This is a genomic window from Micromonospora chokoriensis (assembly GCF_000718555.1).
Lineage (GTDB): Bacteria > Actinomycetota > Actinomycetes > Mycobacteriales > Micromonosporaceae > Micromonospora > Micromonospora chokoriensis_B.
In genome coordinates this window covers 25,501-50,917 of sequence record NZ_JOAN01000001.1, presented here as the reverse complement: position 1 = coordinate 50,917, position 25,417 = coordinate 25,501, and the positions used below count along the sequence as shown (strand labels likewise).

General features: G+C 70.1%; 27 protein-coding genes and 1 tRNA gene. 14 read left to right on the top strand and 14 right to left on the bottom strand.

Annotated elements, in window-relative coordinates:
• Window positions 1-3: 3 nt before the first annotated feature.
• The 5 genes from IF46_RS0100255 to IF46_RS0100235 are packed head-to-tail and all read right to left on the bottom strand — an operon-like array spanning window position 4 to window position 4,055.
• Complete coding sequence (locus IF46_RS0100255; RefSeq protein WP_030486197.1) at window positions 4-1,365, bottom strand: sensor histidine kinase; 1,362 nt, start codon at window positions 1,363-1,365, stop codon at window positions 4-6.
• Window positions 1,362-2,375: a SpoIIE family protein phosphatase gene (locus IF46_RS0100250; RefSeq protein ID WP_036390840.1), complete on the bottom strand. Its 1,014-nt coding sequence runs from the start codon at window positions 2,373-2,375 to the stop codon at window positions 1,362-1,364. The genes IF46_RS0100255 and IF46_RS0100250 overlap by 4 nt, the downstream gene beginning before the upstream one ends.
• The gene (locus IF46_RS0100245) at window positions 2,372-2,791 is read right to left on the bottom strand and encodes an anti-sigma regulatory factor (RefSeq protein ID WP_030486195.1); all 420 of its coding nucleotides are present in this window, start codon (window positions 2,789-2,791) and stop codon (window positions 2,372-2,374) included. Before IF46_RS0100245 ends, IF46_RS0100250 begins: the two co-directional genes overlap by 4 nt.
• Window positions 2,788-3,195, bottom strand: coding sequence for an STAS domain-containing protein (locus IF46_RS0100240; RefSeq protein WP_030486194.1), 408 nt, complete (start codon window positions 3,193-3,195; stop codon window positions 2,788-2,790). The genes IF46_RS0100245 and IF46_RS0100240 overlap by 4 nt, the downstream gene beginning before the upstream one ends.
• Complete coding sequence (locus IF46_RS0100235) at window positions 3,195-4,055, bottom strand: STAS domain-containing protein (RefSeq protein WP_030486193.1); 861 nt, start codon at window positions 4,053-4,055, stop codon at window positions 3,195-3,197. Before IF46_RS0100235 ends, IF46_RS0100240 begins: the two co-directional genes overlap by 1 nt.
• A 163-nt stretch (window positions 4,056-4,218) precedes the next feature.
• Between IF46_RS0100235 and IF46_RS0100230 the strand changes: the two genes are divergently transcribed.
• Window positions 4,219-4,575, top strand: coding sequence for an STAS domain-containing protein (locus IF46_RS0100230; protein ID WP_030486192.1), 357 nt, complete (start codon window positions 4,219-4,221; stop codon window positions 4,573-4,575).
• A 17-nt stretch (window positions 4,576-4,592) separates the two neighbouring features.
• Here IF46_RS0100230 and IF46_RS0100225 read toward each other — a convergent pair whose 3' ends face one another.
• On the bottom strand, window positions 4,593-5,873 hold the full coding sequence (locus IF46_RS0100225) for an MFS transporter (RefSeq protein WP_030486191.1): 1,281 nt from the start codon (window positions 5,871-5,873) through the stop codon (window positions 4,593-4,595).
• 50 nt (window positions 5,874-5,923) lie between these two features.
• Between IF46_RS0100225 and IF46_RS0100220 the strand changes: the two genes are divergently transcribed.
• The 4 genes from IF46_RS0100220 (at window position 5,924) to IF46_RS0100205 (ending at window position 7,936) form a co-directional block, all read left to right on the top strand.
• Window positions 5,924-6,640: a FadR/GntR family transcriptional regulator gene (locus IF46_RS0100220; RefSeq protein ID WP_051723540.1), complete on the top strand. Its 717-nt coding sequence runs from the start codon at window positions 5,924-5,926 to the stop codon at window positions 6,638-6,640.
• Between the two features lie 39 nt (window positions 6,641-6,679).
• The gene (mscL, locus tag IF46_RS0100215) at window positions 6,680-7,153 is read left to right on the top strand and encodes a large conductance mechanosensitive channel protein MscL (protein ID WP_030486189.1); all 474 of its coding nucleotides are present in this window, start codon (window positions 6,680-6,682) and stop codon (window positions 7,151-7,153) included.
• 81 nt (window positions 7,154-7,234) lie between these two features.
• A complete protein-coding gene (locus tag IF46_RS0100210) occupies window positions 7,235-7,486 on the top strand; it encodes a hypothetical protein (RefSeq protein WP_030486188.1) in 252 nt (83 codons plus the stop codon).
• Window positions 7,487-7,564: 78 nt separating this feature from the next.
• Entirely contained in the window at window positions 7,565-7,936 is a 372-nt protein-coding gene (locus IF46_RS0100205) for a hypothetical protein (protein ID WP_030486187.1), read from the top strand.
• Between the two features lie 67 nt (window positions 7,937-8,003).
• Here the strand turns inward: IF46_RS0100205 and IF46_RS0100200 are convergent, their stop codons facing one another.
• Window positions 8,004-9,251 carry a benzoate/H(+) symporter BenE family transporter gene (locus tag IF46_RS0100200; RefSeq protein WP_036390780.1) on the bottom strand — a complete coding sequence of 416 codons (1,248 nt, stop codon included), beginning with the start codon at window positions 9,249-9,251 and terminating at the stop codon, window positions 8,004-8,006.
• 55 nt (window positions 9,252-9,306) lie between these two features.
• On the opposite strand from IF46_RS0100200, the gene IF46_RS0100195 reads away from it, so the two are divergent.
• The 4 genes from IF46_RS0100195 (at window position 9,307) to IF46_RS0100180 (ending at window position 13,231) form a co-directional block, all read left to right on the top strand.
• Entirely contained in the window at window positions 9,307-9,867 is a 561-nt protein-coding gene (locus tag IF46_RS0100195) for an XRE family transcriptional regulator (protein ID WP_232233886.1), read from the top strand.
• A 114-nt stretch (window positions 9,868-9,981) separates the two neighbouring features.
• Complete coding sequence (locus IF46_RS0100190; protein ID WP_030486184.1) at window positions 9,982-10,701, top strand: PP2C family protein-serine/threonine phosphatase; 720 nt, start codon at window positions 9,982-9,984, stop codon at window positions 10,699-10,701.
• A gap of 78 nt (window positions 10,702-10,779) precedes the next feature.
• Window positions 10,780-11,970: a GNAT family N-acetyltransferase gene (locus IF46_RS0100185; RefSeq protein WP_030486183.1), complete on the top strand. Its 1,191-nt coding sequence runs from the start codon at window positions 10,780-10,782 to the stop codon at window positions 11,968-11,970.
• A gap of 73 nt (window positions 11,971-12,043) precedes the next feature.
• A complete protein-coding gene (locus tag IF46_RS0100180) occupies window positions 12,044-13,231 on the top strand; it encodes a hypothetical protein (protein WP_036390776.1) in 1,188 nt (395 codons plus the stop codon).
• Between the two features lie 14 nt (window positions 13,232-13,245).
• Here the strand turns inward: IF46_RS0100180 and IF46_RS0100175 are convergent, their stop codons facing one another.
• Genes IF46_RS0100175 through IF46_RS0100165 form a run of 4 tightly spaced genes read right to left on the bottom strand, consistent with a single transcriptional unit; the run spans window position 13,246 to window position 16,028 of the window.
• A complete protein-coding gene (locus tag IF46_RS0100175) occupies window positions 13,246-14,328 on the bottom strand; it encodes an NAD-dependent epimerase/dehydratase family protein (protein WP_030486181.1) in 1,083 nt (360 codons plus the stop codon).
• A gap of 29 nt (window positions 14,329-14,357) precedes the next feature.
• On the bottom strand, window positions 14,358-14,546 hold the full coding sequence (locus tag IF46_RS34160; RefSeq protein ID WP_157562483.1) for a hypothetical protein: 189 nt from the start codon (window positions 14,544-14,546) through the stop codon (window positions 14,358-14,360).
• A 25-nt stretch (window positions 14,547-14,571) separates the two neighbouring features.
• A complete protein-coding gene (locus IF46_RS0100170) occupies window positions 14,572-15,621 on the bottom strand; it encodes a hypothetical protein (RefSeq protein WP_030486180.1) in 1,050 nt (349 codons plus the stop codon).
• A complete protein-coding gene (locus IF46_RS0100165; RefSeq protein WP_030486179.1) occupies window positions 15,618-16,028 on the bottom strand; it encodes a PadR family transcriptional regulator in 411 nt (136 codons plus the stop codon). Before IF46_RS0100165 ends, IF46_RS0100170 begins: the two co-directional genes overlap by 4 nt.
• Before the next feature lie 211 nt (window positions 16,029-16,239).
• Between IF46_RS0100165 and IF46_RS0100160 the strand changes: the two genes are divergently transcribed.
• Window positions 16,240-16,314 (top strand) — tRNA-Lys (locus IF46_RS0100160).
• Between the two features lie 38 nt (window positions 16,315-16,352).
• On the opposite strand, the gene IF46_RS0100155 is transcribed toward IF46_RS0100160, so the two are convergent.
• Window positions 16,353-17,219 carry an aldo/keto reductase family oxidoreductase gene (locus IF46_RS0100155; protein ID WP_030486178.1) on the bottom strand — a complete coding sequence of 289 codons (867 nt, stop codon included), beginning with the start codon at window positions 17,217-17,219 and terminating at the stop codon, window positions 16,353-16,355.
• A 140-nt stretch (window positions 17,220-17,359) separates the two neighbouring features.
• Here IF46_RS0100155 and IF46_RS0100150 point away from each other — a divergent pair, with 140 nt between their 5' ends.
• Window positions 17,360-17,785, top strand: a complete 426-nt coding sequence (locus IF46_RS0100150) for a winged helix-turn-helix transcriptional regulator (RefSeq protein WP_030486177.1) — start codon at window positions 17,360-17,362, stop codon at window positions 17,783-17,785.
• A 284-nt stretch (window positions 17,786-18,069) separates the two neighbouring features.
• Window positions 18,070-20,763 (top strand): hypothetical protein, encoded by a 2,694-nt coding sequence (locus IF46_RS0100145; protein WP_030486176.1) that lies wholly within the window; start codon window positions 18,070-18,072, stop codon window positions 20,761-20,763.
• 64 nt (window positions 20,764-20,827) lie between these two features.
• Here the strand turns inward: IF46_RS0100145 and IF46_RS0100140 are convergent, their stop codons facing one another.
• Window positions 20,828-22,018: a hypothetical protein gene (locus IF46_RS0100140; RefSeq protein WP_157562481.1), complete on the bottom strand. Its 1,191-nt coding sequence runs from the start codon at window positions 22,016-22,018 to the stop codon at window positions 20,828-20,830.
• Between the two features lie 15 nt (window positions 22,019-22,033).
• Window positions 22,034-22,579: a SigE family RNA polymerase sigma factor gene (locus IF46_RS0100135; RefSeq protein WP_232233885.1), complete on the bottom strand. Its 546-nt coding sequence runs from the start codon at window positions 22,577-22,579 to the stop codon at window positions 22,034-22,036.
• A 206-nt stretch (window positions 22,580-22,785) separates the two neighbouring features.
• Here IF46_RS0100135 and IF46_RS0100130 point away from each other — a divergent pair, with 206 nt between their 5' ends.
• Together IF46_RS0100130 and IF46_RS0100125 are read left to right on the top strand one after the other, a co-directional pair.
• On the top strand, window positions 22,786-23,592 hold the full coding sequence (locus IF46_RS0100130) for an IclR family transcriptional regulator (RefSeq protein WP_232233884.1): 807 nt from the start codon (window positions 22,786-22,788) through the stop codon (window positions 23,590-23,592).
• 369 nt (window positions 23,593-23,961) lie between these two features.
• Window positions 23,962-25,392, top strand: a complete 1,431-nt coding sequence (locus IF46_RS0100125) for an ABC transporter substrate-binding protein (RefSeq protein WP_030486172.1) — start codon at window positions 23,962-23,964, stop codon at window positions 25,390-25,392.
• The last annotated feature ends 25 nt before the right edge of the window (window positions 25,393-25,417 follow it).

The window sequence follows — 25,417 nt, the reverse complement described above, 5'->3', positions numbered from 1 at the left end:
CCGTCACGCCCCGCTGGTGGGCAGGGAGACTGTGAACGTGCTGCCTCCACCCGGCTCACTGGTCAGCTCCAGCACCCCGCCGAGCAGCGTCACCAACCGCCGGGCGTACGGCAGACCGAGGCCGGTGCCGCCGACCCGGGTGGCTCCGGGCACCTGGTAGAACTCCTCGAAGATCCGATCGTGCAGCTCGGGAGCGATGCCTGGCCCGGTGTCGCTGACCTCGAACTGCCAACGGTCGCCGTGCTGGCGGGCTCGCAGTCGCACCTCGCCGCGCTCGGTGAACTTCAACCCGTTGTGCAGCAGGTTGCGTAGCACCTGGCCGAGCAGCACCTCGTCGGTGCGCAGCAGGGCGGGCGCGCTCGGCTCCTCGACGACCAGCTCCACGTCCGGGCGGGTCGCCAGTGCGCGCAGCGTGCCGCGCAGTTGACCGAAGACTGGGCGCAGGTCGACGTCGGCCAGGTCCGGCTCGATCCGGCCGGACTCCGCCTTGGCCAGGTCGAGGAGTTCGTTGACCAGGCCGAGCAGGTCCGCAGCGGACGAGCGGATCAGATCGACCTGGCGGCCCTGCTCGTCGGTGAGCGGGTCGGAGGCGGAGTCGGTGAGCAGCCGCCCCAGGCCGATGATCGCGGTGACCGGGGCGCGCAGTTCGTGGCTCACGTTGGCCAGGAAGCGGCTCTTCGACTCACTAGCCGCACGGAGTTGAGCCGACTTCTCGTCCAACTCGGCGTAGAGCGCCACGACGCCGCGGTTGGTCTCCTCCAGCTCCTCGGTGAGCTGGTTGTAGAGGGCCAGCACGCCGCGGTTGGTCTCGGCCAGCTCCTCGTTCAGCACGGCCAGCTCGTCGCGCTGGCTGCGCACCTCGTCGAGGGCGGCGATGAGCTGCCCGTTCTGCACGGTCAGCTCGTCCAGGGCACTGGCCGGCGCGGTCCGGCCGAGTTCGGTACGGAACTCGGCGAGCCGCTCCGGGGTGGGCGTCGGCGCGTTGGCCGGAACTCGTCGGGACATCCGTACGACCGTAACCCCCTCGACGGTCGACACGCTCAGTGTGTCGACCAGTCGGGACACCGCGCCGGACTGCGGCTCGTAGCGGCCGTCCGGCAGCGGGGACACCGGGGCCAGGTCCGCGCGCAGGTGAAACCGGTTGTCGGCGCTCTCGTCGAGGTGGAAGGAGACGTCGGCGCCGCCGGTCGTGCGCAGCAGATCCCGGGCCACCTCGCTGAGCGCGGTGGCGATCCGTACCTGGTCCTGGTGTTCGAGACCGACCACGGCGGCCACCTCCCGCCCGCGCTGACGGATCACGAAAATGTCCTGCTCGACCCGCAGCGCTATCTGCAGCAGCGGCAGCGCGGCCGGCTGGCCGGTCATGCCCAGGACCTCGCGACCAGTACGCAGGCGTCGTCCCGCCGTACGCCGGCGTCGCGCAGGAGAGTCGACGCCATGACCAGTGGGGAACGCTGCGCCAGGCCCGGGTAGTCGGCCATCCGCCACCGGTCGACTACTCCGTCACTGTGCATCACCAGCCGGGCACCCGGGCCGAACGGGTAGTCGTACTCCCGGATTGCCGGCCGTTGGTGGCCGGCAATGCCGGGCAGCGACACCAGCCCTCGGCGGTGGCCGTCGCCCTCGACGACGACGCCGGAGATGTTGCCCAGGCCGGCGTAGTGCAGCACACCCGCCTCCGGCACCAACTCGGCGACCGCGAGCGCGGCGCCACGGGTGTGCGACATGCTCCGATGCAGGTGGCCGACCACCACCGCTGGCGGGCCGGCCGGAGCGTCACGGAACGCGGCCAGCGCCGCCTCGGTGGCGGCGTTGGCCAGCGGGCCGTGCCCCAGCCCGTCGCTGACCAGCACCTGGTGCCGCCCGTCGGCGACCCGGACGGCGTAACCGTCGCCGCTGACCGTCTCGCCGGTGATCGGTCGAGCGAGGGCGCCAGCCCAGGACGGCCGTGCCGGCTCCGCCGGCCAGACCTGTACGGCGAGGACGGTGCCCCGGCCGGGCAGCGAGTATCCGTCGAACCAGCTGGCCTGCCGGACGATGGCACCCAGACCGATACCGAGCGTGCCGGTGGTGGAGTGCCCGTCCTGGGACGAAACGGTCAGGTCGGCCATGCCAGGCCCGGAGTCGATGGCAATCAGCTCCACGCCGGCCTGCCCGGCGCGGCGTACCGGCCGAAGCAGTAGGACACCTTCGTCGGCGTGCTTGACCAGGTTGCTGGTCAGCTCGGCCGCGACGATGGCGAGGTCGGCGATGCGCGTCGCGCCCATCTCCACCTGTGCGCCGAGGCGCTCGGCGGCACGCCGGACGGCGCTCGCCGCGCTGCTGGCCTCCACCCGGAACCAGATGCCACTGTCGGTGACCGCATCGGCGTTCACCTTGACCACTTGGTGACCGTGATTCGCGTGCCGGTCTCCGTGGACGTTTCGATGTCGAACTCGTCGACCAGTCGGCGCGAGCCACTGAGCCCGAGGCCGAGGCCGCCGCCGGTGGTGTAGCCGTCGGTCAGGGCCAGATCGAGGTCGGCGATGCCCGGTCCGGAGTCGGAGAAGACGATCCGGACCCCCTTACGTCGGCCGTTGTCCACGGTCGCCACCTCGACCGAGCCACCTCCGCCGTACACCAGGGTGTTGCGGGCCAGCTCGCTCGCCGCGGTGACCACCTTGGTCTGGTCGACGAGGGACAGCTTGACGGCCACCGCCACGGCGCGGACCAACTGTCGGACGCGCACCACGTCCTCGTCGCTCTGGACCGCCTGTGCCTGCGGCTGGCCCAGGTCGATGTCCGCGGTCACGTCGTGGCCGTCTCGTCCGGATCGTCGTCGAGCTGGAATTCGAGCTCATCGGCGTGGGCCGCCGCGATCAGCTCCATGCCGCGCTCGACGTTCAGAGCGGTACGGATGCCGTTCAGCGACAACCCCAGTTCGACAAGGGTGATGGCGACGGCCGGACGCATTCCGACCACTACCGTCTCCGCGTCGAGCACCTTGGAGATCGACGCGATGGTGGAGAGCATCCGCCCGACGAAGGAGTCGACGATGTCCAGTGCCGTGATATCGATGATGACGCCGTGGCAGCCGGTGTCCACGATCCGCTCGGCGAGATCCTCCTGGAGCTGGACCGCGGTCTGATCGGACATGTCGAGCTGGATGGAGACGAGCAGGATGTCGCCGATCTTGAGGATCGGTACGCGTTCCATCAGATGCCCCGGCGCGGCTGGCGGCGGGCGGTCTCCACCCCGGTGAGTCGCAGCACGTGGCGCAGCGCGTCGGCGAGGCTCGCCTTGGTGGCGATGTCGCCGAACTCGATGCCGAGCGCCACGATGGTCTGCGCGATCTGCGGCCGGATGCCGGAGATGATGCAGTCGGCGCCCATCAGCCGGGCGGCCACCACGGTCTTCAGGATGTGCTGGGCGACCTGGGTGTCCACCGCCGGTACGCCGGTGATGTCGATGATCGCGTACGGCGAGCTGGTGTCGACGAGGGTCTGCAACAGCCGTTCCATGACGACCTGGGCCCGGGCCGAGTCCAGGGTGCCGACCAGCGGCACGGCGACGACGCCCTCCCAGAGCTTGACCACCGGGGTGGAGAGTTCGAGCAGCTGCTCGGCCTGGTCGGCGATCAGGCTCTCCCGGGTGCGGACGAAGCTCTCGAAGGTGAAGAGGCCCATCTCGTCGACCAGCTTCGAGAAGGCGACGTAGTCGTGCAGCGCGTTCGGGCCGCCGGCCTCCTGCACCAGCTCGGCCAGCACGTCCTTCAGCGCGAAGATGCTGATCGTGGTCTCGGTGGCGGAGAAGCCCTGCCGGGCCCGGCCCCGGGACAGTTCGGATAGCGCGGCGCGCAGCTCGGCGGCGCTGTCGGCGGACAGGTCGATGACGCCCTGCTCGCTGGTGGTGACGATGGCGCGGTGCAGATCCTGGACCTGCCGGCGCAGCTCGGCCTGGCTCAATCGGCCGCGCAACGAACTGGTGACGATCTCGGTCCACCGAGTCGTGACCCGTTCGTCCTGCTCGCCGAGCAGCGCAGCGAGCCGACCACTTTCTTCGGTGCTCAACGCCATTTCGAACCCCCTTGACCTGGACCGGGCGGACTCTATCACCGGGGGCCGACCAACTACTTGCCCCACGGCAACGGAATGATGATGGCCACCGGATCACGGCTCCCGTTCTGCGTCCGACCCCGGTGGTGGGATACCGTTCCCCCGATAACAGGAGGTCTGGCGAATGTCGTTGACGGTGCACACGGAACAACGCGGCGACGTGGTCGTCGTGTCGGTCGCGGGCGAGCTGGACATGGCCACCGCACCGCAGCTGCAGGACCAGATCACCGACCTGCTCGACAAGGGCCGTAACCGGCTGGTGTTCGACTTGGCGGACGTCTCGTTCTGCGACTCGACCGGTCTGTCGGTCTTCGTTCGCGCCAAGAACAGCTGCGACGAGGCCGGCGGCGTGGTCCGGCTGGCCGCCCCGCAGCGCGGCGTGCTGCGCATCCTCGAGGTGAGCGGGCTGGTCGAGGTGCTGCACACCTACCCCACGGTGGATGAGGCAGTCGCCGGCGAAGCAGCGCCGGCCTCCTCCTGACCGCTAGCTAGCGATCGTCACTCGTCCTCGACGTACCGGGGACGAGCGATCGCCATGCCCGCCGTCGTCTGCACGGCGAGGGCGCCCAGCAGGAACCCGATCGGCGCTTTCCAGCCGCCGGTGGCCTCGTAGAGGATGCCGACCATCAGCGGGCCGAGGGCGGCGATCACGTACCCGGTGCTCTGCGCGAACGCGGAGAGCGCGACGGTCCCCTCAGCGGTGCGGGCCCGCAGACCGATGGCGGTCAGGATCATCGGGAACGCGCCCTGACCGATCGCCAGCAGGGCGACCCAGAGCAGCGCGGCACCGTGCGGTGCGAGCGCCAACCCCAGGTAGGCCAGCGCCGACGCGGTGGTCAGCCCGAGCACCAGCGGACGCAGGCTGCCCAGCCGACCGGCCAGGGTGGGCATCAGCAGCGCGATCGGCACGCCGAGCGCGGTCACCCCGGCGAGCAGCAGCCCGGCCGACTCCGGGTGGTAACCGGCGTCACGGAACAGCTGGGCCAGCCAGCCCATGATCGCGTACCCGCTGAGCGACTGCGCCCCGAAGTAGACGGCCATCGCCCAGCCGAGCCGGGTCCGCGCCGGCCGGACCCGCGTCGGCGTGGCGACGGCCGCCGTCGGGGTCGCCCGCCGCGCGGCGGCGCGGGCCCGCAGCGCCAGCGGCACCCACGGGAGTACGGCCACCGCGGCCATCGCGGCCCAGACGCCGAGCCCGGCCCGCCACGAGCCGAAGGCGTGCGCGATCGGCACCGCGGAGGCGGCGGCCACCGTCGTGCCCACTGTCAACGCCATCGTGTACGCCCCGGTGACCAGGCCGGTGCGGTGCGGGAAGTGCTGCTTGACCAGCATCGGCAGCAGGATGTTGGCGACCGCGATACCGGACAGCGCCAACGCGCTGGTGAGCACGAAGATCAGGGCCGAGTCGGTGGCGACCCGGAGCACCTGGCCGACGGCGAGGGCGAGCATGGCGACCACCAGCACCCGGGCCGGCGCCACCCGACGGACCAGCCACGGGGTGAGCGCGCCGAGACCGGCGAACGCGATGGTCGGCAGGGTGGTGACCAGGCCGGCGGTGACGCCGGAGAGGCCCAGCCCGTCGCGGACCTCGTCGAGCAGCGCGCCGAGGCTCGTCACCACGGCACGCAGGTTGAGCGCGACCAGCAGCATCCCGACCAGCACCAACGCGCCACCGGTCGCCGGGTGCGTCCGCCGGCCGGCACCGGGGTCCCGCGTCGGGCGGGGGTCGACGGCGACAGGAGCGGGCAGCGCCGGAGCGGCGGTCGGTGGCGGGGTCATGACCTCTAACCTACAATCATGGGATGAATTTGGGACCGGTGATGTAACCAGTGCCACCGTCGGTCGATTCCGCCTCCGCGCCGCCAGAGCCGCCCCGCGGCCAGCCCGCCGTGCCGCCCCGCGGTCACCGGGTCCGGCAGACCACCGAGCAGCTCCGCGCCCGCATCCTCGGCGGCGAATGGCCCGTCGGCGCGCGCATCCCCACCGAGCCCCAACTGGTCGCCGCGCTGGGCGTCGGGCGCAACACGGTCCGCGAGGCGGTCCGCGCCCTGGTGCACGCCGGGGTGCTGGAGTGCCGGCAGGGCTCCGGCACCTACGTGGTCTCCACCGACGAACTGGCACCGGTGGTCGCCCGCCGGCTCGGCGACGATCGGATGACCGAGGTCATCGAGGTACGCCGCGCCTTCGAGGTGGAGGCCGCCCGTCTCGCCGCGCTGAGGCGTACCCCGGAGGACCTGGCGGCGCTCGACGGCGCGCTCGCCCAGCGCGAGGCCACCTGGCGCGGCGGCCGGGTCGACGCGTTCGTCGAGGCCGACGCCGCACTGCACACGGCGGTGGTCGCCGCCGCGCACAACGGCATGCTCGCCGAGCTGTACGCCTCGTTCGGCACCGCCCTGCGCAGCACGGTCGCCCAGGCCATGGGCGGGGCGCTCACCCCCGAGCGCTACGTCGACCACACCCGACTGGTCGAGGCGATCCGGGCCGGCGATCCCGGCCGGGCGGCGCTCGAAGCCGGCGCTTTTCTGGAACCCGCCGAACGGGCATAGGTTGTGCCGGACAGAAAAGCGGACACCTCGGGAGTACGAATGCTCAAGGGCTTCAAAGACTTCATCATGCGCGGCAACGTCGTCGACCTGGCGGTCGGTGTCGTCATCGGCGCCGCGTTCACCGGCGTGGTCACCCAGCTCACCAAGTCGTTCCTCGAACCACTCGTCCGCGTGATCATCGTGTTGATCACCGGAAACAAGAACGGCCTCAGCGGCTCGACACCCATGTTCCGGGAGATCCCGTTCGACTGGGTGGCGTTCGTCAACGCGACGATCACTTTCCTGCTGACCGCGCTGGCTCTCTACTTCCTGGTCGTCTACCCGATGAACCGGCTGGCCGAGCGGCGCAAGCGGGGCGAGGAGCCGCCGCCGGCCGCGCCGAGCGAGGAGGTCAAGCTGCTCACCGAGATCCGGGACGCCCTGGTCGCCGCCGGCCACACCACCCCCGGTCAGCAGCGCGGGGCGCTGGACGACGCGCTGGGTCGTCGCACCGATCCGCCGACGCCGCGCTGACCCGAGCGGATGCACATCGGCCCCTGTGGGATTCCCGCAGGGGCCGCACCTTCTCGTACGTGTGTTCGATAGAGTCCCGCCATGGAGCAGCGCAAGCACTGGTGGAACGGGAAGTGGGGGCGGCTGGCCCGACGGGACGTCTTCCTGCGGGTGGACGCCGACCGGTGGCACGTCGAGCAGCGGGCCGGCGGTGCCGAGGGCATCTCCCGTTTCTACGAGTACGGCAGTGCGGACGAGGCCGAGGACACCGTCCGGGCACTGCTCGACGGCCCGGACACCTGGCGGGAGCTGTCCCCCCGCCCGCCCGGCGGCTGGACCCTCCCGAACAGCTGAACGGGCGCGCGCCAGCGAAGCGACAGTGTCTGCGAGCGACGGCGTTTAGCGGCGTACCGCCCCGGGAACCGCAGCGGGATGGACCAGCAGGACGAGCAGCAGGCGACCATCTCGCGGATCACCACTGGGATGCCGGTGATCGACTCAGCCGGCACCGAGGTCGGGACCGTGGACCTCGTCCAGCGGGGCGACCCGAACGCGGTGACCGTCCAGACACCGACCGCCGACCCGGGCAGCAGCCTCGACGAGCTGATCGAGGCGACCGCCGTCGAGGAACCGGACGTCCCGGCCGACCTGGCGGCGCGGCTGCTGCACAGCGGCTACCTGAAGGTCTCGACCGAGCTGACCCGCACCGGCGCGGTCTACGTACCGGCCGACCGGATCGGGTCGGTGGCCGACGGCCGGGTTTTGCTGGCCGTCGGCGTGGCCGACCTGCCGCCCGAGGAGTAGCCCCACCGCCCTGATGGACTCGGGTTCAAGGAAATCGTGGCGTCCGGAGCCTTGGGACAGCCCGACTTCATGAAACCCGAGTGGATCTTTCCGGCGCCGCAGGGGCGGGCTGGTCCGGCGTCGCGGGGGCGGGGGCGGGCTGGTCCGGCGCGGCAGGGGCGGGTGGGCGGCGGTGGAAGAGCAGCAGCATCAGGCAGCCCGCGACCAGGCCCCAGAACGCGCCGCCCACGCCGATCAGCGTCACTCCGGAGGCGGTCACCACGAAGGTGACCACGGCGGCCTCCCGAGTCGCCGGATCGGTCACCGCCGAGGCGAGCGCGGTGGCGAGGGCGCCCAGTAGCGCCAGCCCGGCGACCGCCTCGATGAGGATCGGCGGTGCGACCGCGACCAGCGTGGTGGCCACGCCGGCGCCCAGTCCGAGCAGGGCCAACCCCGCGCCGGCGGTGACCGAGGCGACCCAGCGGCGCTCCGGGTCCGGATGCGCGTCGGGGCCGGCTGCCAGCGCGGCGGTGATCGCCGCGAGGTTCACGGCGTGCCCGCCAGCCGGGGCGGCGAGCAGACTGGCCAGTCCGGTGGTCCGCAGCGCGGCACCGAACGGGGGACGGTAGCCGTAGCCGACCAGCACCGCCATGCCGGGTACGTTCTGCGCGGCCATGGTGACCAGGAACAGCGGCAGGGCGAGCCCGACCAGGGCGGACGCGTTCCAGGCCGGCGCGGTCAGCGTGACCGACGGGATCAGCGTGGCACCGGTCAGGCCGGCCGGCGGAGTGGTCAGTGCGATCGCCACCACCGCCACCACCAGCGCACCGGGCACCGCCCAGCGGCGGGCGAAGCGGTGCAGCAGCAGCCAGCCGAGCACCACCGGCCCGGCCACCACCGGCAGCTCGACCAACGCGCGGACCGGGGCGGTGCACAGCGGCAGCAGCACCCCGGCGAGCATCGCGCCGGCCACCGGCTTGGGGATGGCGGCCACCGCACGGCCGAGTGGCGGGAACAGCCCGGCCGCGACGATCAACACACCGGAGACGAGGAAGGCACCGACCGCCACCCGCCATCCGCCCGGCGGGGGCCCGGTCGCCACCAGTAGCGCCGCGCCCGGAGTGGACCAGGCCGCGCTCATCGGTATCCGGTACCGCAAGCCCAGCCAGGCGGCGACGAGCCCGCTCGCCACGCAGAGAGCGAGCAGGCCGGAGGCGGCCTGCGCGTCCGACGCGCCGGCCGCGCGGAGCCCGGCCAGCACGACGGTGAACGAGCTGGCGAAGCCCACCAGCGCGGTCACCGCACCCGCCAGCACGGGTTGCACGAGTCCAGCCACTCCACCCTCCCGACTGTTCCGTTTACGGAACGGCAGCGTGTAGCACGATAGCCAAGTGCCGCACCCACCACCAGCCCCGCGCCCGGGCCTCGACGTGGATCCCGCCGTCGTCGGGCGTCGGGTCCGTGCCCTGCGCGAGGAGCGGGGGATCTCGCTGTCCACACTGGCCCGGCTCGCCGGTGTCGGAAAGGCCACCCTCTCCGGCCTGGAGCACGGCACCCGCAACCCCACCCTGGAGACGCTCTGGGCGGTCACCGCGCAGCTCGGCGTACCGCTGACGGCTGTGCTGGCGGAGCCGGCCGCCGGGCCCACCGTGCACGGCACCGCGGTCACCGCCACCCTGCTGGAGGTGTTCACCGACACCGACGCGACCTACGAGCTGTACCGGATGCGCGTCGCGCCGGGCCCCGGGCAACTCTCGCCCGCTCACCCGCCGGGGGTCACCGAGCACGTCACGGTCTTCGCCGGGGTGCTGCGCGCCGGGCCGGCGGACGCGCCGCTGACCGCACCGGCCGGTGGCCACCTCCGCTGGGTGTCGGATGTGCCACACAGCTACGCGGCGGTAGGTGACGAGGAGGTTGCCGCGAGCTTGCTACTGCGTTACCCGCGCCGCTGAAGCGCGGCCGATCAGGCGCGGATCGTGGCACCGTCGACGAAAATCGCAATCATTTCTCGGCCTAGGTAGGAGCCGTAGAGACGAACGCGGGTTGTTCTTGGCAAGCTTGACCCCATGACGCTGATCCTCCGCTCGGTCATCCTCAACGACATCGGCTTGGTGCGCACCAACAACGAGGACTCTGCCCTCGCCGGTGACCGCCTGATCGCCGTCGCCGACGGCATGGGTGGGCTCCCTGCGGGCGAGGTGGCGAGCGAGATCGTGATCCGGATCCTGGACGAGCTGGCTCCGCCCACCGACCCCGACGGCGCCGCCGACGCCCTACGTGCCGTGGTCAGCACCGCCAACCAGCGCATCCACGCCGCCATCACCGTCGACCCGAGCCGGGACGGCATGGGCACGACGCTCACCGCGGCGCTGCTGGCCGGGGAGACGCTGGTGCTGGCCCAGGTGGGCGACTCCCGCTGCTACCTGCTGCGCGACGGCGAGCTGACCCAACTCACCCGGGACGACACGTTCGTGCAGGCGCTTGTCGACCAGGGCACCCTCGCTCCCGAGCAGGCCCGCTACCACCCGCAGCGGTCCCTGGTGACCCGGGCGGTGCAGGGCGCCGACACTCCACCCGCGGTCGGTGTGCTCACCGTGGTCCCCGGCGACCGGCTGTTGCTGTGCAGCGACGGGCTCTCCGACTACGTCGAGGACGAGGCCATCGCGACGGCCCTGGGCATGTACGCCGACCGCCAGCAATGCGGCGAGCAGTTGGTGAAGCTGGCCCATCACGCCGGCGCACCGGACAACGTCACAGTCGTGGTCTCCGACGTCGTCGCCCGCTGACCCGTACGGCCCGGTCGGTGATCCACGGATCGGGCCAATCCGGTTGCTGCGACCCCCGCGGCGGGTTGAGATGGGCAAATGACCATCCGCCGGGTGACCGACGACGACCGGCTCACCACCAGCTTCCCGCTGGCCGCGTACGCCTTCGAGTCCTCGCCGCTCAGCGCCACCCGGATCGCGGAGTTCCGCGACTACCTGCCCTACAACCAGGGCAACCGGACGCTGATCGCCGAGGACGGCAGCAACACCGTGGCTGCCGTCTCGGCCATCCCGATGCGGCAGAACCTGCGCGGAGTGGTGCTGCCGATGGCCGGCGTCGCCGGGGTGGCAACCCATCCGCTGGCCCGCCGGCAGGGGCACGTCCGGACGTTGCTGCACCAACTCCTCGACGAGATGCGCGACGAGGGGCATCTGGTCAGCGCGCTCTATCCGTTCCGGCCGAGCTTCTACGCCCGGTTCGGCTACGTCGGGCTACCCAAGCCGCGCCGGGTCACCTTCACTCCGGCCAACCTGGCCGCGCTGCTCCGGGTGGACCTGCCCGGCGAGGTGGGCTGGGAGCGTATCGCCGCCGGCTATCCGGCGTGGCGGGCGTTCACCGAGCGCAACCTCCAGGAACGACACGGATTCTCGATCTTCCCGGACTACCGGGCGGTCGGGATGCGCGACCGGGACGAGCACTGGTTGCTCACCGCCCGGGTGGCCGGGGAGGTCACCGGCGCGGTGACGTACCGGATCGACGAGCACGGCGGCACGCTGCACGGCAACGAACTGCTGGTCACCGACCCGCTCGCGCGGGCGCTGCTGTTGCAGTTCTTCGCCCGGCACGTCGACCAGATCGAGCGGATCACCGTCCAGGTCCCACCCGACGAGTTGCCGGAGCTGTGGCTTACCGACCTGGACGTGCACGTCGAGGCACGCACGGCCGTGCCGGGCTCGTCCGCCCCGATGGCCCGGCTGCTGTCGCTGGACGCGTTGAGTGGGCTGCCCGCCGGCCCCGGTCGGGTACGGGTCGAGCTGACCGGGGATCGCTGGTTGGCCGGCAGCCACCTGCTCGACGGCACGACCGGTGCGCTGGAGTTGGTCGACGACAGCGCCGGCAGTGCGCCAACCGCCACCCTCACCGCCGCCGGTCTCTCCGCCCTCGCGTACGGGGTGCTGGATCCGGCCGAGTTGCCGCTGCGCGGCCTGGGTGAGGTGCCGGTGGACGCCGCCGCGCAGCTGCGCGGCATCTTTCCCCGCCGGGTGCCGTACCTCGTCGCCGACTTCTGAGCCCTCCTCAGCCGCGGATCGAGCCGGCCCGGCGGATTCGTCGCGACACACGCCCTAGCATCACGGGGTGCGCATGACGTCGCTTGCTGCTCTGCTCGTCCTCGGTGTCGCCACCGCGGCCCTGCCCGGCTGTGCGCCCAACGACCCGGCGCCCACCTTCCAGTCCGGCTCGTCCGTTTCGCCGACGGCCGGTCAGACCGGAGCGCCGGGGGCCGGAACGCCAGGGGCCCGGGACGGCCTCGGCGGCCCGACGACCAGCGCGAGCCCGAAGCCCGCCGACAAGGTGCTGGCGGCCGGCAACCCGAACGGCAGGGCCACCGTGCCGGCCGAGGCGCGGGCGGTGGACACGTCGAAGCCGACCCGGACCATCGGGACGGGCACCCCGGCGAGCTGCACCTCAGCGGCGGTCGTGAAGGCTGTCGCGGCCGGCGGTGTCAACAGGTTCAACTGTGGACCGGCCCCGGTGACGATCAAGATGACCGCCACCGCGAAGGTCCGCAACGCCAACGGGCCGAAGATCGTGCTGGACGGTGGCGGCACTGTCACGTTGAGCGGCCAGGGGCAGCGCCGCATCCTCTACATGAACACCTGCGACGAGGTCCAGGGCTTCACCACCTCGCACTGCCAGAACCAGGATCACCCGCAGCTCACCGTGCAGAACCTGACCTTCGCCGACGGCAACTCCACGGGCGAGAAGGCCGAGGGCGGCGGCGGTGGGGCGATCTTCGTACGCGGCGGGCGGTTGAAGGTGGTCAACTCACGCTTCGTCCGCAACCGCTGCGACCGCACCGGACCCGACCTGGGTGGCGCGGCCATCCGGGTGCTGAGTCAATACGAGAACAAGCCGGTGTACGTCGTAGGCAGCACCTTCGACGGCGGTTCCTGCTCCAACGGAGGGGCGCTGAGCAGCATCGGCGTGTCGTGGGTGGTGCTGAACAGCCTGCTCAGGAACAACGAGGCGATCGGCAGCGGTGCCAACCCGGCCAAGTCCGGCACGCCCGGCGGCGGCAGCGGCGGAGCGATCTACTGCGACGGCAACGAGTTCACCGTACGGATCGCCGGCACGATCATCGAGAACAACAAGGCCAACGAGGGCGGCGGCGCGGTCTTCTTCGTGAGCAACAATCGCACCGGCACGATGAGCATCGAAAACTCGACAGTGCGCCGCAACCCCAGCGGCAAGTTCGAGACCCGGGGCTTCCCCGGCATCTTCTTCCTCGGCGCCCGCAACCCCACGGTGACCAACTCCAAGCTGAGCTGACCTCAGCCCGTACCTCAGTAGGGGTTGCCCTGGCCCGGCGGTCGGGCTTGGAGTAGGGCGGCGGGGCGGCCGGGCAGGTTGGGCGCACCGGACATCGGCGGGCTACCCGTGTGGTCACCGTCGGCCATGCCGGCGAAGAGTTCCTTGAGCGCGGTGAGCGCACTGATCTTGGGCTGCCAACCCAGCTCGGTCTCCGCGCGCTCGCTGGACATCAGCGGGGCGTTCAGCCCCAGCTCCACCCAGCCCGCGTCGACCGGTTGCAGCCGCGCCCGCCAGCTCAGCGCCGCCGCCGACCGCAGCACCGGCGCGGCGACCGGCACCGTCCAACCATGGAAGTGCCGGGCCACCAGCTCCGGCGTGAGCACCGGGTCCGCGGCGAGGTTGAAGGCGCCGCGCGCATCACCCAACACCGCCCGGGTGTACGCGTCAGCCACGTCATCGGCGTGCACCGCCTGCATCCGCAACCGACGGTTCGTCGGCACCAGCGGGATCCGACCGAAACGCAGCAGCCGCACCGGGGCCAGCGGGCCGAGGAAGTAGCGGGTGATCTCCGCACCGGCGGCCCGCTGGAAGATCAACCCGGGCCGCATCCGTACCACCCGCAACGTCGGATGATCCCGCTCGACCCCGTCCAGCAGCGCCTCGACCTCCGCCTTGTGCTCGCTGTACGACGAACCGGGCACACCGGTCGCCGGCCACCGCTCGCTGATCGGGTGGTCCTTCGGGCCCGGCGCGTAGGTGCCGACCGACGAGGCGTACACCAGGGCCGGCACACCGGCCCGGATCACCGCGTCGATCACGGCCCGGCTGCCGTCGACGTTGGTCCGACGCAGCACCCGCTGGTCGTGGCTGGGCTGGATCTGCCAAGCCAGGTGCACCACCGCGTCCGCACCCGCGAACACCTCGGCGAGTTGCCCTGCCGCCCCCGGCGCGCCGATGTCGCAGGAGTGCCACTCCACCCGGTCGTACGGCTCGCCAGCTTCCGGGCCGGGCAGCCGTCGGGCGACCCCGGCCAGCTCCACGCCCCGCTCCCGGCGCAGCCGGCGCAGCACCGCCGTACCGACGTTGCCGCTCGCCCCCACCACCACGATCCGCATGCCCGACCCCGTACCCGCCCAGCAGCCTCTCAACCACCAACCAGCGCGCGCCGGCCGCGCGGCGCGTTCGGCTTGATCCACTCGACTTCCTGAAAGTCGGGGCATCCGAGCGACCAAGACAGCCCGAGTTCCAGAATCCCGAGTCGATCAAGGAACGCGTCGCCGGTACTGACGGTTTCTGGAACGCTGAGGTCGACAGCAGCCGGCCGGTTGGGCACCGGAGGTAGCAGGGCTGCGGGAGGGTCACGCCTCTGCTGTCACCTTCCGCCGGTGTCCGCAGGTCGGGCAGGTGCTGTTGAGCGCGCGTCGCCGGACGGTGCGGTGTCGCGCGGCCTGACCAGCGACGGCGACAGTCAGCAGCGCCGCGCCTGCGAGAAGGATCGACCCGGCGGTGATGGCGAAGGCCGCCGGGGTGGGTCCGCCGCCACGGCTTCCCCAGATCCCCTGGCTGAGCATGTTGGCGCCGAACAGGCTGGCCGGTGTGGCGAGCAAGAGGGCCGCCCAGAGGCCGGCGTCGTCGGCCCGCAGCGCCCGGCCGAGCCCGACCAGCAGGACCAGTGCGAACATCAGCCCACCGGCCATCGCCAGCAGTTCGGGAGTCGAGCTGTACGAGGTGAACATGGCCCCGCCGTGTTCGGCCACGCTGACCGCTACGGACGCGGCTGCTAGGCAGCCGGCTGTGAGCGGCGGCAGGCTACGCGCAACCCAGCCGGGATGAGAAGGCAGCGCGAGGGTGGCCAGGCCGAGCGCGACAGTGGGGAGCAGCACGAACAGCGGCGGCCCAGGTTGTCCGAGGAGGGCGGCCACGAGTGGCAGTGCGACGGTCAGCAGGAGGCCACCGGCCGCGACAGAGCGGGCCCAGGCCCCCGGCAGCACGGTGGCGGCGAGGCCGACGAACAACCAGCCCAGCCAGATGACAGCACCAAGGGTCTGGAACGGGCCAACCGGGTCCAGTCGGGCGAAGCTGGGGTCTTCGAACTCGACCTGCAGGAGCAGGAAGATCGCGACCGCGACGAGGGTGTTCAGCGCGGCGGTCGCAGCCAGCGGGAGAGCGGCGGCCAGCCCGAGCGCGCCGTACCCGCGCAGTCGCTCCCGGAGCCCGGCGCCGAGCAGGTCGACGGCGTCGTGTGGGGAGGGCCAGCGCCGCCCCGGTTCGACCGTGTCGAGGTACGTCCCGACGATCTCGTCGCCCCGCTCGGCCTGATAGGCACCCGGGTAGGCCCGCAGCAGCCGCCGGTAGCGGGACTCCAACGGCGACCCGGCGTGTTCCGGCGCAGGGTTGGGCTGGTTCATGCCTGGCCTCCGGTCGGTCGAAGGATGGGGCGGGCGGCCGCCCCCGGGGTGTTGGCAGGGCTACGTGCGGTGCCACCGACGGCGGGCCGGGCCTGTAGCCGCTGGCTGGCGGCCTCGACGTTGCGGCGTAGCCGTTCGGTCTCGGCGGTGAGCACGGATCGGCCTGCTTCGGTGAGCCGGTAGTAGCGGCGCAGCCGCCCCTCGACGACCTCCTCGTGGTCCCGCTCGACCAGCCCCTCGTCAGTGAGGCGGTCGAGTGCGCCGTAGAGGGTGCCGGGCCGCAACGCCAGCCGCCCACCGGAGAGGGCAGCGACGTCGCTGATGATGCCGTAGCCGTGCATGGGCTCCCGCGCGAGCGCGGTGAGGATCAGGAAGGTGGGTTCCCGAAGCGGCGTGGGCGTGGTCATGCCCTCAATATATCGGTGACGAAGCTATACCGGTCACGAAGCGTTGAGGAATTCCGCCGCAGTTAGTCGTCTCGACGGACGATTCAACCCTGCAACGTCAACGGCGGTCATCCACCGCTCGCCTGTCGTCGCGGGCGTAGATCGACATCGCTCCACCAGACCGGGGGCGGACATCAGCCGGGGCCCGGACGGTCGGGTAACCTGAGCGCGCGGGCCGCTAGCTCAATGGCAGAGCTGTGGACTTTTAATCCATAGGTTCAGGGTTCGAGTCCCTGGCGGCCCACCACAGACCCCCTCTGAACTGCGGTAGCTCAGATCGAACTCTCAGTGGCCGATCTTATCCAGTGCGGCCAGGTCGTCGGCGGAGAGCGGGAGTCCCGCACCGGCGATGTTCTCCCGCAGGTGTGTCGTGGACGAGGTGCCGGGGATCAGCAGGATGTTCGGTGAGCGGTGCAGCAACCATGCCAGCGCGATGGACATTGGCGTCGTTTCCCGCCGGATGGCCACATCCGAAAGTACCGATGATTGCAGTGGACTGAAGCCGCCGAGCGGGAAGAACGGCACGTAGGCGATGCCTTGGTGGGCGAGTGTGTCGATCAGGTCGTCGTCGTGGCGGTGAGCAAGGTTGTACATGTTTTGCACGCACGCGATCGGCGCGATCGCCTGGGCCTCGGTGACCTGTTCCGCCGTCGCGTTGCTGACGCCGAGGTGCCGGATCAGGCCTTGCTTCTGCAGGTCCACGAGGGTCTCGAGCGCCTCGGCGAGCGAGCCGGGGACCGGTCCCTCGGCGTTGCCAAGCCGCAGGTTGACCAGGTCAAGCACGTCGAGGCCAAGGGTCTCCAGGTTTTCGTGGACCTGCCGGCGCAGGCTCTGCGGGTCCCGGGCAGTGGGCCAGCCGCCCTGCTGGTCCCGGTTCGCGCCGACCTTGGTCACGATATGCAGCGATTCCGGGTACGGGTGCAGCGCTTCGCGGATCAGCCGGTTGGTGACGTGTGGCCCGTACGCCTCGCTGGTGTCGATGTGGGTGATGCCCTGTTCGACGGCCTCGCGCAAGACGGCGACGGCGCCGACGGGGTCGGCGGGCGGCCCCATGACCCACGGGCCGGCGAGCTGCATCGCCCCGTAGCCGAACCGCGTGACAGTCAGATCCCCCAGCGGCCAGGTGCCGCCGGGAAGGGAGTTCGACGACATGCTCGTACCTCCTGCTTACGAATGTGGGTTGGGCAACTTTGCCGCCCAACGGACACTTGCTTCATCCTGAAGGGGCTACTCCCTAACGGGAAGTAGGCACCTGAAAGTGCGTAACGCACCTTGATCGTGGAGGGTGGTCGATGACAGCAACGACAGCGACTCAGAGAACGGCTGTGGCCACGGCAGGCTATGACGCATTCATGGCAATATGCCCGAGTCAGAAGCTGCTCGACCGGATCTCGGGAAAGTGGGTCGCGCTGATCCTGGCCGCACTGGGCAGCGGCCCGGACTGCGCTGGCGATCCCCGCCCGATGCGCTACTCCGAACTGTCCCGCCTGCTGGCCGGCATCAGTCAGAAAATGCTCACGCAGACACTGCGTTCGCTCGAGCGCGACGGCCTGGTCAGCCGCACTGTGACGCCGACCGTACCCGTAACGGTCTCCTACGAACTCACCGATCTGGGTCTCTCCCTGCACCAGATGATGCGCGGCCTGAAGGCCTGGGCCGAGACCCACATGGACGAGGTGTTCGTCAACCGAGCCACGTACGAGAACACCACTGCCTGAAGCCGGGATGAGCAGCCCGCCGGAGGCATCGAAATTCCCCTTACGGTATGGCACCGCCTGGCTACGATGACGCCCGCCGGCATCGATGGGGGTGCCGCCACGGGGGAGGAAAGATCCATATGAGACGCCTCAGAGCGGCCGTCCCGTTGACAGTCGTCGCCGTCACAGCCGCATTGCTGACCACCAGCTCTCCGGCCTCGGCCGCCGACTCGTCCAATTTACCTCTGACGAGCTGGGCCTATCTCGACTCGCAGAAACCGCATGCGAAGGTCGTCAATGCAGCGGTGACGCCGCCGGTCGGCACGTCCCGCGACGACGCCGGTCGGCCGCACACCTACCGCTCCTACTTCACGTACGACCTGACCAAGTTGAAGGGTACGGTCGTCCACAACTCGTACCTGTGGACGTACGAGAACACGGTCACCGACTGCTCCGCCCCGGCAACCATCGAGGTGTGGCGGACCAGCCCAGTCAAGAGCAACACGACCTGGCTGCGCCCACCGGCCGAGCTTGAGAAGCTGGTGTCCACCAACCGGGGCGGCGGCGCTGTCTACTGCCCGGGCTACCTGGGCATCGACATGGTGGCCACGCTCAACGCGGCGCTGGGCCGGCACGAGAAGAGCATCACCCTGGAGTATCGGGTGACCGCCAGTCAGGAAGCTGACACGCGGACCGGTCGTACCTTTGACAAGCCGGTGCTCAGTGCGACCAGGAACCATCCGCCCACCGTCACGAACCTCCACCTGGCGTACCCGGACCGGCCGTGCGGCACCCTGGCCAAGCCGTCGCCGGCGGCGCGGAACGTGGTGTTCGCGGCTACCGCCCGCGATGCGGACGAGGGCGACCACCCGACCGTGCTGTACGCGATCTGGCCGGTGGGCCACCCCGATCAGCGTCGCGAGTTCAATGACTACGGCGGCACCGACCTGAGCCAGTACGCCGACGGCACGGTCCTCGCCTGGCAGGCACAGGCCAGCGACTACTACGACCCAGGTCCGTGGAGTGCGACCTGCTACCTCGTCATGGACCGGACCGCCCCGGCGAATCCGCCGAAGGTGTCGTCGCGGACCTATCCCGAGGGCGAAACCCCGGGCGGTGGCACCGGCATCGAGGGGACGTTCCGCTTCGACGGGGCTGGCGACCGCGACGTGGTCGCGTTCGCCTGGCGTGACTCCATGGGGTATTCCGGGCAGGTTCCGGCCAAGCGCCCGGGCGGCACGGCGATCCTGAAGTACACCCCGAAGCTACGGTTCATCACTGACCTCTTTGTCGCGTCCGTCGACGCGGCGGGCAACCGCGGGCCCGAGAAGAACTACCAGTTCCGGGTCGCCGAGACGGCGCCGAACGCCGTCGTCACCGTGAACGGCGTCGGCTTGCCGAGCACGATCACGTTGATCGCGTCGAAGCCCGAAACCACCGCGTTCGGGTATCAGCTCAAGGACGGCGCGGAGGTCCGCCTCCCGGCTGTCGATGGCAAGGCGACCGGGCCCATCACGTTCACCGCCGCCGGCACAGCCGAGGTGGCCGTCCGGAGCTACGCCAAGAACGTGCTGATCGGGCAGGACACCCTGCAGGTCTGGGTCACCGACGCCCCCGGTGTGGAGTCGGCGGAGTTCAACCTGGACACCGACCAGATCACCGGCAAGACCGGCTCGTTCCGGTTCACCCCGCACAGCAACGACGTCGTGGCCTACGAGTACAACCTCGACAACGAGTGGAAGAGCATTCCGGCGGCGGCGGACGACACCGCCGTACTGACGTGGACGGCGACGCCGGGCTGGCATTCGATGACCGTACGGTCGGTGCGGTCGGATGGCGCCAAGTCGATGGAGGCGGACTATCAGTTCAACATCATCGACCCACATCCGATGGCGTACGCCCACGAGCTGACCAGCTGGCCGCGCCGGGACGGGGTCGGTGTGCCGCTGAGCATCGAGTTGGTGAGCCAACTGCCGAACCTAACCGGTTTCGTCTACCGATTCGACGGCGGCGCTGAGCAGACCGTGTCCAACGAGGGCAACCAATACGCTCTCATCACGGTCACGCCGAAGCACGCCGGTGACAATGCCGTGGTCCTCCAGGCGCTGTTGTCGGACGGTACGCGATCGCCCGCTGCCACCCACACGTTCAGCATCTGGTCCGGCCCCGTGGTCACGCACACGCCCGAGGGCAGCGGCACCGTCGGTCGGCCCGCGACGTTCACCTTCCACCCGGGGCTGCCGGATGTCGCCTCCTACCGCTACTCGTTGAACGGCGCCGACGAGGAGACGATCGCGGCCGGTCCCGACGGCACCGCGACGGTCACCTACACGCCGAGTTCGTGGGGCTACCACGAGGTGCGGGTGACGAGCATTGGTGCGGACGGCACCGAATCGGACCTGCGGATACAACCCTTCGATGTCCGGGACAACAGGGTCGACGTGTACAGCCTCTACGACTGGTCGCGCAGGGGGATCGGCTGGACCGGATACTTCTACTTCTACACCCAGCTGTTCGGCGAGGTGACCGAGTACCACTACCGGGTCAACGACGGCCCGGAGCAGGTGCTGCCGGCCAGCACCGACGGCACGTCAACGATGGTCGCGGTGCCGTTCGAACGCAACGGCACGAACACCCTGCACGTACGGAGCCTGACGGCGGGCGGCGAACTCTCGCCGGTGACGGACTACGACTTCACGGTCGGCAACGCTCCCTACGTCGTGAGCGCTCAATATCCGGACAGCGCCTGGTCGGGCGGTGGCGGTGTGCCCGGCACCTTCGAGTTCAGCGGCGGCACTACCGGAATCGTGTCGTTCTCCTGGCAGATCGACGACGGCCCGTCGACGGACGTGCCGGCCGACAGTAACGGGAAGGCGTTGATCACTTACACGCCGGCGCAGGACTACGAGACGCACGCCTTGTCGGTGACCGGCCACAAGGCGGACGGCACGGAGACCGATGCCACCCGCTACTACATCTACGTGGCCAACGGCGACTGACGACGAACGTGCGCAGACCGCCCCGGGACCGTCGGCGAGTTCCGGGGCGGTGCACTACGCGCCTTTACAGCGAGGGACGCCAGTTCGGCGCGGCGTCGGCGAGGCCGAGTTGTCCGAAAATACCCTTGGTGCCCTGCTCAGTGAGCGTCCCGCGGTGTGCGTCGATCCTGACCGTCAACCCTTGTACGTCGTACACGGTCAGTGACTCGAGCCAGTCCGGATCGCCGCCAGCACCGAAGCGCGCCTGATGACCGTCGATGGTGGTGTTCGGCGGCGGGGGCTCCTTGCCGTTCAGCTCGGCCCGGATCTTGTCGGTCATCGTGAAGTACGGAGAGAAGCTGACGTCCAGCGTCTTCGCCCGCTGCACTCCGGGAGCCGCGGTGGAGGGCTCGGCGCTGTAGGTGACGCCGGCGTACCACCGCCAGCCGTCCGAGGTCAGCGGCCCGGAGACGTTGGTCAGGATCGGCCGCAAATTCTGCGGCACCCCCTTGACCTGGGCTGGCAGCTGCACCCGCTCGGTCGTGCTGAACGTGAGCTTCTGCGCCACCTGCAGGGCGATCTCGCGAGCGTCCTGCTTCGCGGCCCAGGGCGCAACGCTGACCTCGGCCCAGCCGCCGGGGGCGTACTGCCAGCGCAGGCAGAGCCGGTCGGTGCCCTCGACGTCGTACTGGGTGAACGTCGCCGCTTCACCCCGCACATCGGGTGCGGGCGCCGTACTCACGGTGGGGGCCCGTTGGTCGATGCCGATGACCTGCGGCGCGGGCGGCGTCACCCCCTTCGGGTAGAGGCTGACCGACACACCCCTCCACGAGTCGTCGCGGGCAGCGTGCCCGATCAGGGAGACTCCCAAGCCGTCCAGTTGCAGACCTGCCTGGTACTGCACGCTATCCAAGCCGGACGGTAGCCAGCCGAACCGGACGTACTGAACGGTCGGGTCGACCGTCTCCAACGCGGCTGAGATCCGCGACGAGTCGGGCGACGACACCGGACCGGTGTACGGCTGCAGCGGGGCCAGGGCACCGACAAGTTCCAGCGTCGACGGCGTCGATGGCCGGTCCGGCGCGACCAGACCCGGCACCGTGGCAGCACCGACCGCTAGTGCGGCCACCGCCAGTGCGGCACCCGTGCCGCGGGCGTACCAGCGCTGCCGTCGTCCGGTGGTCATTGCCTGTTCGACGTTCAGAATTGTCGACGGAACTTCGGCCGACTCGACCTCGTCGCGCATCAGCCGCGCCACATTCATTTCCTCGATCATCGTCAACTCCCGTGGCTAACACACGCTGGCCGGCGCGCTGCCGGTCTGCCTGGTGGTCGGTGCGTCATCTCGGATTGGGGCGAGCAGTCCTCGCAGCGTCGCCAGCCCCTTGGCGGTCTGGCTCTTGACGGTGCCGGGAGCGCAGCCCAGCGCCTGCGCCGTCTCCTCTACCGTCAGGTCCTGAAAGAACCGCAGCACCAGCACCGCCCGCTGCCGCGGCGCGACCTGCCGCAGCGCCGCCACCACATCGAGCCGCTCGGTGGCATCGGGGGCGGTCGGTGCGGCCCGCTCCGGTAACAGGTCGGTGAGTAACACTCGGGCCCAGCGGCGTCGCCGGTCGTCGATCAACCGCCGCAGCAGCATCGTCCGGACCAGCGCGTTTAGGTTGTCGGCCCGCCGGGCCCGGGGCCAGTTGCGGTACAGCTCGGTGAGCACCCGCTGCACGATGTCGTCGCCCTGGTGCCAGTCACCGCACATCAGGTACGCCGTCCGACGCCACTGCGGCAGGCCGGCTCGGACGTATTCGGTGTACTCGGCATCGGCCGCCAGTGCCCGGCTCAACGGCATCCTCGAACCTGTCCTCCCACCGGCCACCACCCACACGGTGATCGTCCGCCGATCCGCATCTCGACTCCCTCCGTAGCTGTGTCTCCTACACCGCTATGTCGTGGCCGGAGGGGTGCCGGGTTGCCCGCCTTGGCGTCTGGAACCTGGCGCCGGGCGCTGACCTAGTTATCCTCTTCAGGTGCCGGCCCGTGTGGAGATCGTTGACACGGGTCCAGCATTTCGAAGGGACTATCGACATGCCCCGTGTGGTACCGGCGGTCATCCGCGCGCTCGACGTGCTCGAACTGTTCCTGGACAACCCCCAATTATCGGCCCGTCAGGTGATGGAGCGGCTCGACCTGCCCCGCACCACCGTCCACGAGCTGCTCGTCACGCTCGAGGCTCGCTCTTACCTGATCTCCGTCCCGGGCCAGCCGGTGCAGTATCGGCTCGGCATGCCGCTATTTCAGCTCGGTACGGCGTTCGCCGGCCGGCTTGACCTGGTCCGCGAGGCGCAGTGCGTCGCGCGGGACGTGGCTGCCGCGTGCGACGAGGCGGTCCACGTGGCGGTGCTCGACGGCGCCGATGTCATCTACCTCGTAAAGTTCGACAGCACGCACCCCGTCCGGATGGTCTCCGCGGTCGGGCGGCGGCTGCCGGCGCACTGCACGGCGGTCGGCAAGGTCCTGCTATCGAGCCTGGATCAGGCGGCGCTGGACACCGTCCTGACGAAGGGCAGCCTGCCCGGCATGACGCCGGCCAGCATCACCGACCCGGACCGCCTGCGGGCACATCTTGACCGCGTCCGGGCGGAGAGCGTCGCGGTCGACGTCGGCGAGTCCGACACCGCCATGCGCTGCGTCGCTGCGGCGATCCGGGATCATTCCGGCGCGACCATCGCGGCGATGAGCCTGTCGGCGCCGATCATTCGCTGGACCCCGCAGGTGCAGGTGAAGTGGACCGGGCTGGTTCGCGAGGGCGCTGCCGCACTCTCCGCGCGGATGGGCTACCGGGCCCAGCCGCGCTAGCCGACTTGTCGTTTTCTACCGGAAACCGCATCGAAACATTGACATCGCTCGTAGCGTTGCTCTAGCGTCGCGTCCACTCGATACGGTATCTCGAACTCGGTTCGAAATCTCGAACGGCGGTGGTCCTCCGTGACCCGACCGAACCGGCACGTCGGCGCCGCTCTCGCGGCCGGTTGTCGACTGCCTCGTGCTCCTCGCGACACCCAGCGAGCGACACGCGAGATCTCGAAAGTTTCGGACGCGCCGACCGATCTCGTGCGCTTCCCACCACCGCCATATCGACACACACCTGAAGCACGAGCATCGCGGCTTTCGCCACGTACGCCCTCGGCGTGCAGCGGTGCCGGGAGATAGAGGAGGCGGGTGTCCATGCAGGACAAATCGATGTGGTCCCGGCGCGGCTTTCTGGGGATGGGGGTGGGTGTGCTCGGCGCAGCCGGTCTGGCTGCGTGCGGGGACACCTCCGAATCCCCCTCCAAGGTCCAGCCGGAAGTTCCGCAGGAGCTCATCGACGCCGCGGCGGCGATGAAGGGCTCCTCGATGGGGATGCTGTCGCAGAAGCTGTACTCGACGGCGGCCAACGAAGCCCTCGACAGCTCGATCAAGAAGTTCGCCGACACCACCGGAACGAAGATCGAGAACAGCCTGGTCCAGGCCGACGCCGGCGATGTGGTGGCCAAGATCGACGCCGAGGTCAAGGGCGGGGTGGCGCGTGACCTGGCGTTCATGACCGACTCACGGTTCGTCGCGCAGTTCCAGGCGCTCGGCGACCTGGAAGACGTGACGGACGTCGTCCAGGCGCTGACCGCCAAGTACGGCGAACCGTGCGCCGAGGCCAAGAACTTCTGCGTCTTCGACGGCAAGTGGTTCGCGATCCCCTACCACTTCATCGGGATCGGGTCGTTCCTGCGCAAGGACTGGATGCAGGACAAGGGCATCACGCCCAAGGACATCTACAGCTGGGAGGAGCTGCGGGATCTCTGCCTGGAGATCTCCGACCCGGCCAAGCGCCGGTTCGGCTGGGGCATGACGGTGAACCGCTCCGGCGACGGCAACGGCATGATCGAGGCGCTGATCAACGCGTACGGCGGATCGATCGCCTCCAACGACGGCCGGAAGGTCACGTTCAACTCCCCCGAGACGGTGCAGGCGGTGACCTTCCTCGGCGACATCTACACCAACCCCAAGTACAAGCCGATGTTGCCGCCGGGGATCGCCAGCTGGACCGACACCAGCAACAACGAGAACTGGCTCGCGGGGATCCTCGGCTACACCCGCAACCAGTTCAGCGTCTACGCGGACTCCCGGACCAAGAAGAACCCGGTGCACGCGAACACCCACGTGTTCTCCGACTGCATCGGGCCGGCGACCGACAACCCGCTGCTGCTCGGCCAGTCGCAAGGCTTCGTCGTCTTCAAGGGCGCCAAGAACCCCGCGCTCGCCAAGCTCCTGGCGCAGTACCTGGTCAGCGCCCCCGCGCTGCTCGGGGTGGCCAAGGAGGCGCCCGGCCTGGTGATGCCCGCCTGGGAGAAGGTCTGGGACGCCGACCCGTTCTTCACCAGCGGCGACCCCGCGTTCCCCATGCTGCGCAAGATCACTGAGCTGAAGCTGCCGCTGAACACGAAGAACGGCCTGGCCTTCCCGCAGAAGGCCAGCGCGGGCCAGCAGGCCGTCGGTTCGGCCTACGTCCTGACCGACATGATGCAGCAGGTCGTCCAGGGGACGGCGCCAGCGGCGGCCGTGACGGCTGCTCACGCGAAGATGGTGCAGATCTTCAACCAGCAGGGGCTGCGGCAGTGAGGTCAGTCCGTCCTGCGCGGGTCCC

Bases quoted from the DNA above. Each gene is read 5' to 3' on its own strand.
- IF46_RS0100170 (WP_030486180.1), bottom strand. From the start codon at position 15,621: ATGAACCAGCCCAACCCTGCGCCGGAACACGCCGGGTCGCCGTTGGAG.
- IF46_RS0100185 (WP_030486183.1), top strand. From the start codon at position 10,780: ATGACCATCCGCCGGGTGACCGACGACGACCGGCTCACCACCAGCTTC.
- IF46_RS0100150 (WP_030486177.1), top strand. From the start codon at position 17,360: ATGACAGCAACGACAGCGACTCAGAGAACGGCTGTGGCCACGGCAGGC.
- IF46_RS0100255 (WP_030486197.1), bottom strand. From the start codon at position 1,365: ATGACCGGCCAGCCGGCCGCGCTGCCGCTGCTGCAGATAGCGCTGCGG.
- IF46_RS0100190 (WP_030486184.1), top strand. From the start codon at position 9,982: ATGACGCTGATCCTCCGCTCGGTCATCCTCAACGACATCGGCTTGGTG.
- IF46_RS0100230 (WP_030486192.1), top strand. From the start codon at position 4,219: ATGTCGTTGACGGTGCACACGGAACAACGCGGCGACGTGGTCGTCGTG.
- mscL (WP_030486189.1), top strand. From the start codon at position 6,680: ATGCTCAAGGGCTTCAAAGACTTCATCATGCGCGGCAACGTCGTCGAC.
- IF46_RS0100175 (WP_030486181.1), bottom strand. From the start codon at position 14,328: ATGCGGATCGTGGTGGTGGGGGCGAGCGGCAACGTCGGTACGGCGGTG.
- IF46_RS0100180 (WP_036390776.1), top strand. From the start codon at position 12,044: ATGACGTCGCTTGCTGCTCTGCTCGTCCTCGGTGTCGCCACCGCGGCC.
- IF46_RS0100205 (WP_030486187.1), top strand. From the start codon at position 7,565: ATGGACCAGCAGGACGAGCAGCAGGCGACCATCTCGCGGATCACCACT.
- IF46_RS0100240 (WP_030486194.1), bottom strand. From the start codon at position 3,195: ATGGAACGCGTACCGATCCTCAAGATCGGCGACATCCTGCTCGTCTCC.
- IF46_RS0100225 (WP_030486191.1), bottom strand. From the start codon at position 5,873: ATGACCCCGCCACCGACCGCCGCTCCGGCGCTGCCCGCTCCTGTCGCC.
- IF46_RS0100125 (WP_030486172.1), top strand. From the start codon at position 23,962: ATGCAGGACAAATCGATGTGGTCCCGGCGCGGCTTTCTGGGGATGGGG.
- IF46_RS0100165 (WP_030486179.1), bottom strand. From the start codon at position 16,028: ATGACCACGCCCACGCCGCTTCGGGAACCCACCTTCCTGATCCTCACC.
- IF46_RS0100210 (WP_030486188.1), top strand. From the start codon at position 7,235: ATGGAGCAGCGCAAGCACTGGTGGAACGGGAAGTGGGGGCGGCTGGCC.
- IF46_RS0100140 (WP_157562481.1), bottom strand. From the start codon at position 22,018: ATGATCGAGGAAATGAATGTGGCGCGGCTGATGCGCGACGAGGTCGAG.
- IF46_RS0100235 (WP_030486193.1), bottom strand. From the start codon at position 4,055: ATGGCGTTGAGCACCGAAGAAAGTGGTCGGCTCGCTGCGCTGCTCGGC.
- IF46_RS0100155 (WP_030486178.1), bottom strand. From the start codon at position 17,219: ATGTCGTCGAACTCCCTTCCCGGCGGCACCTGGCCGCTGGGGGATCTG.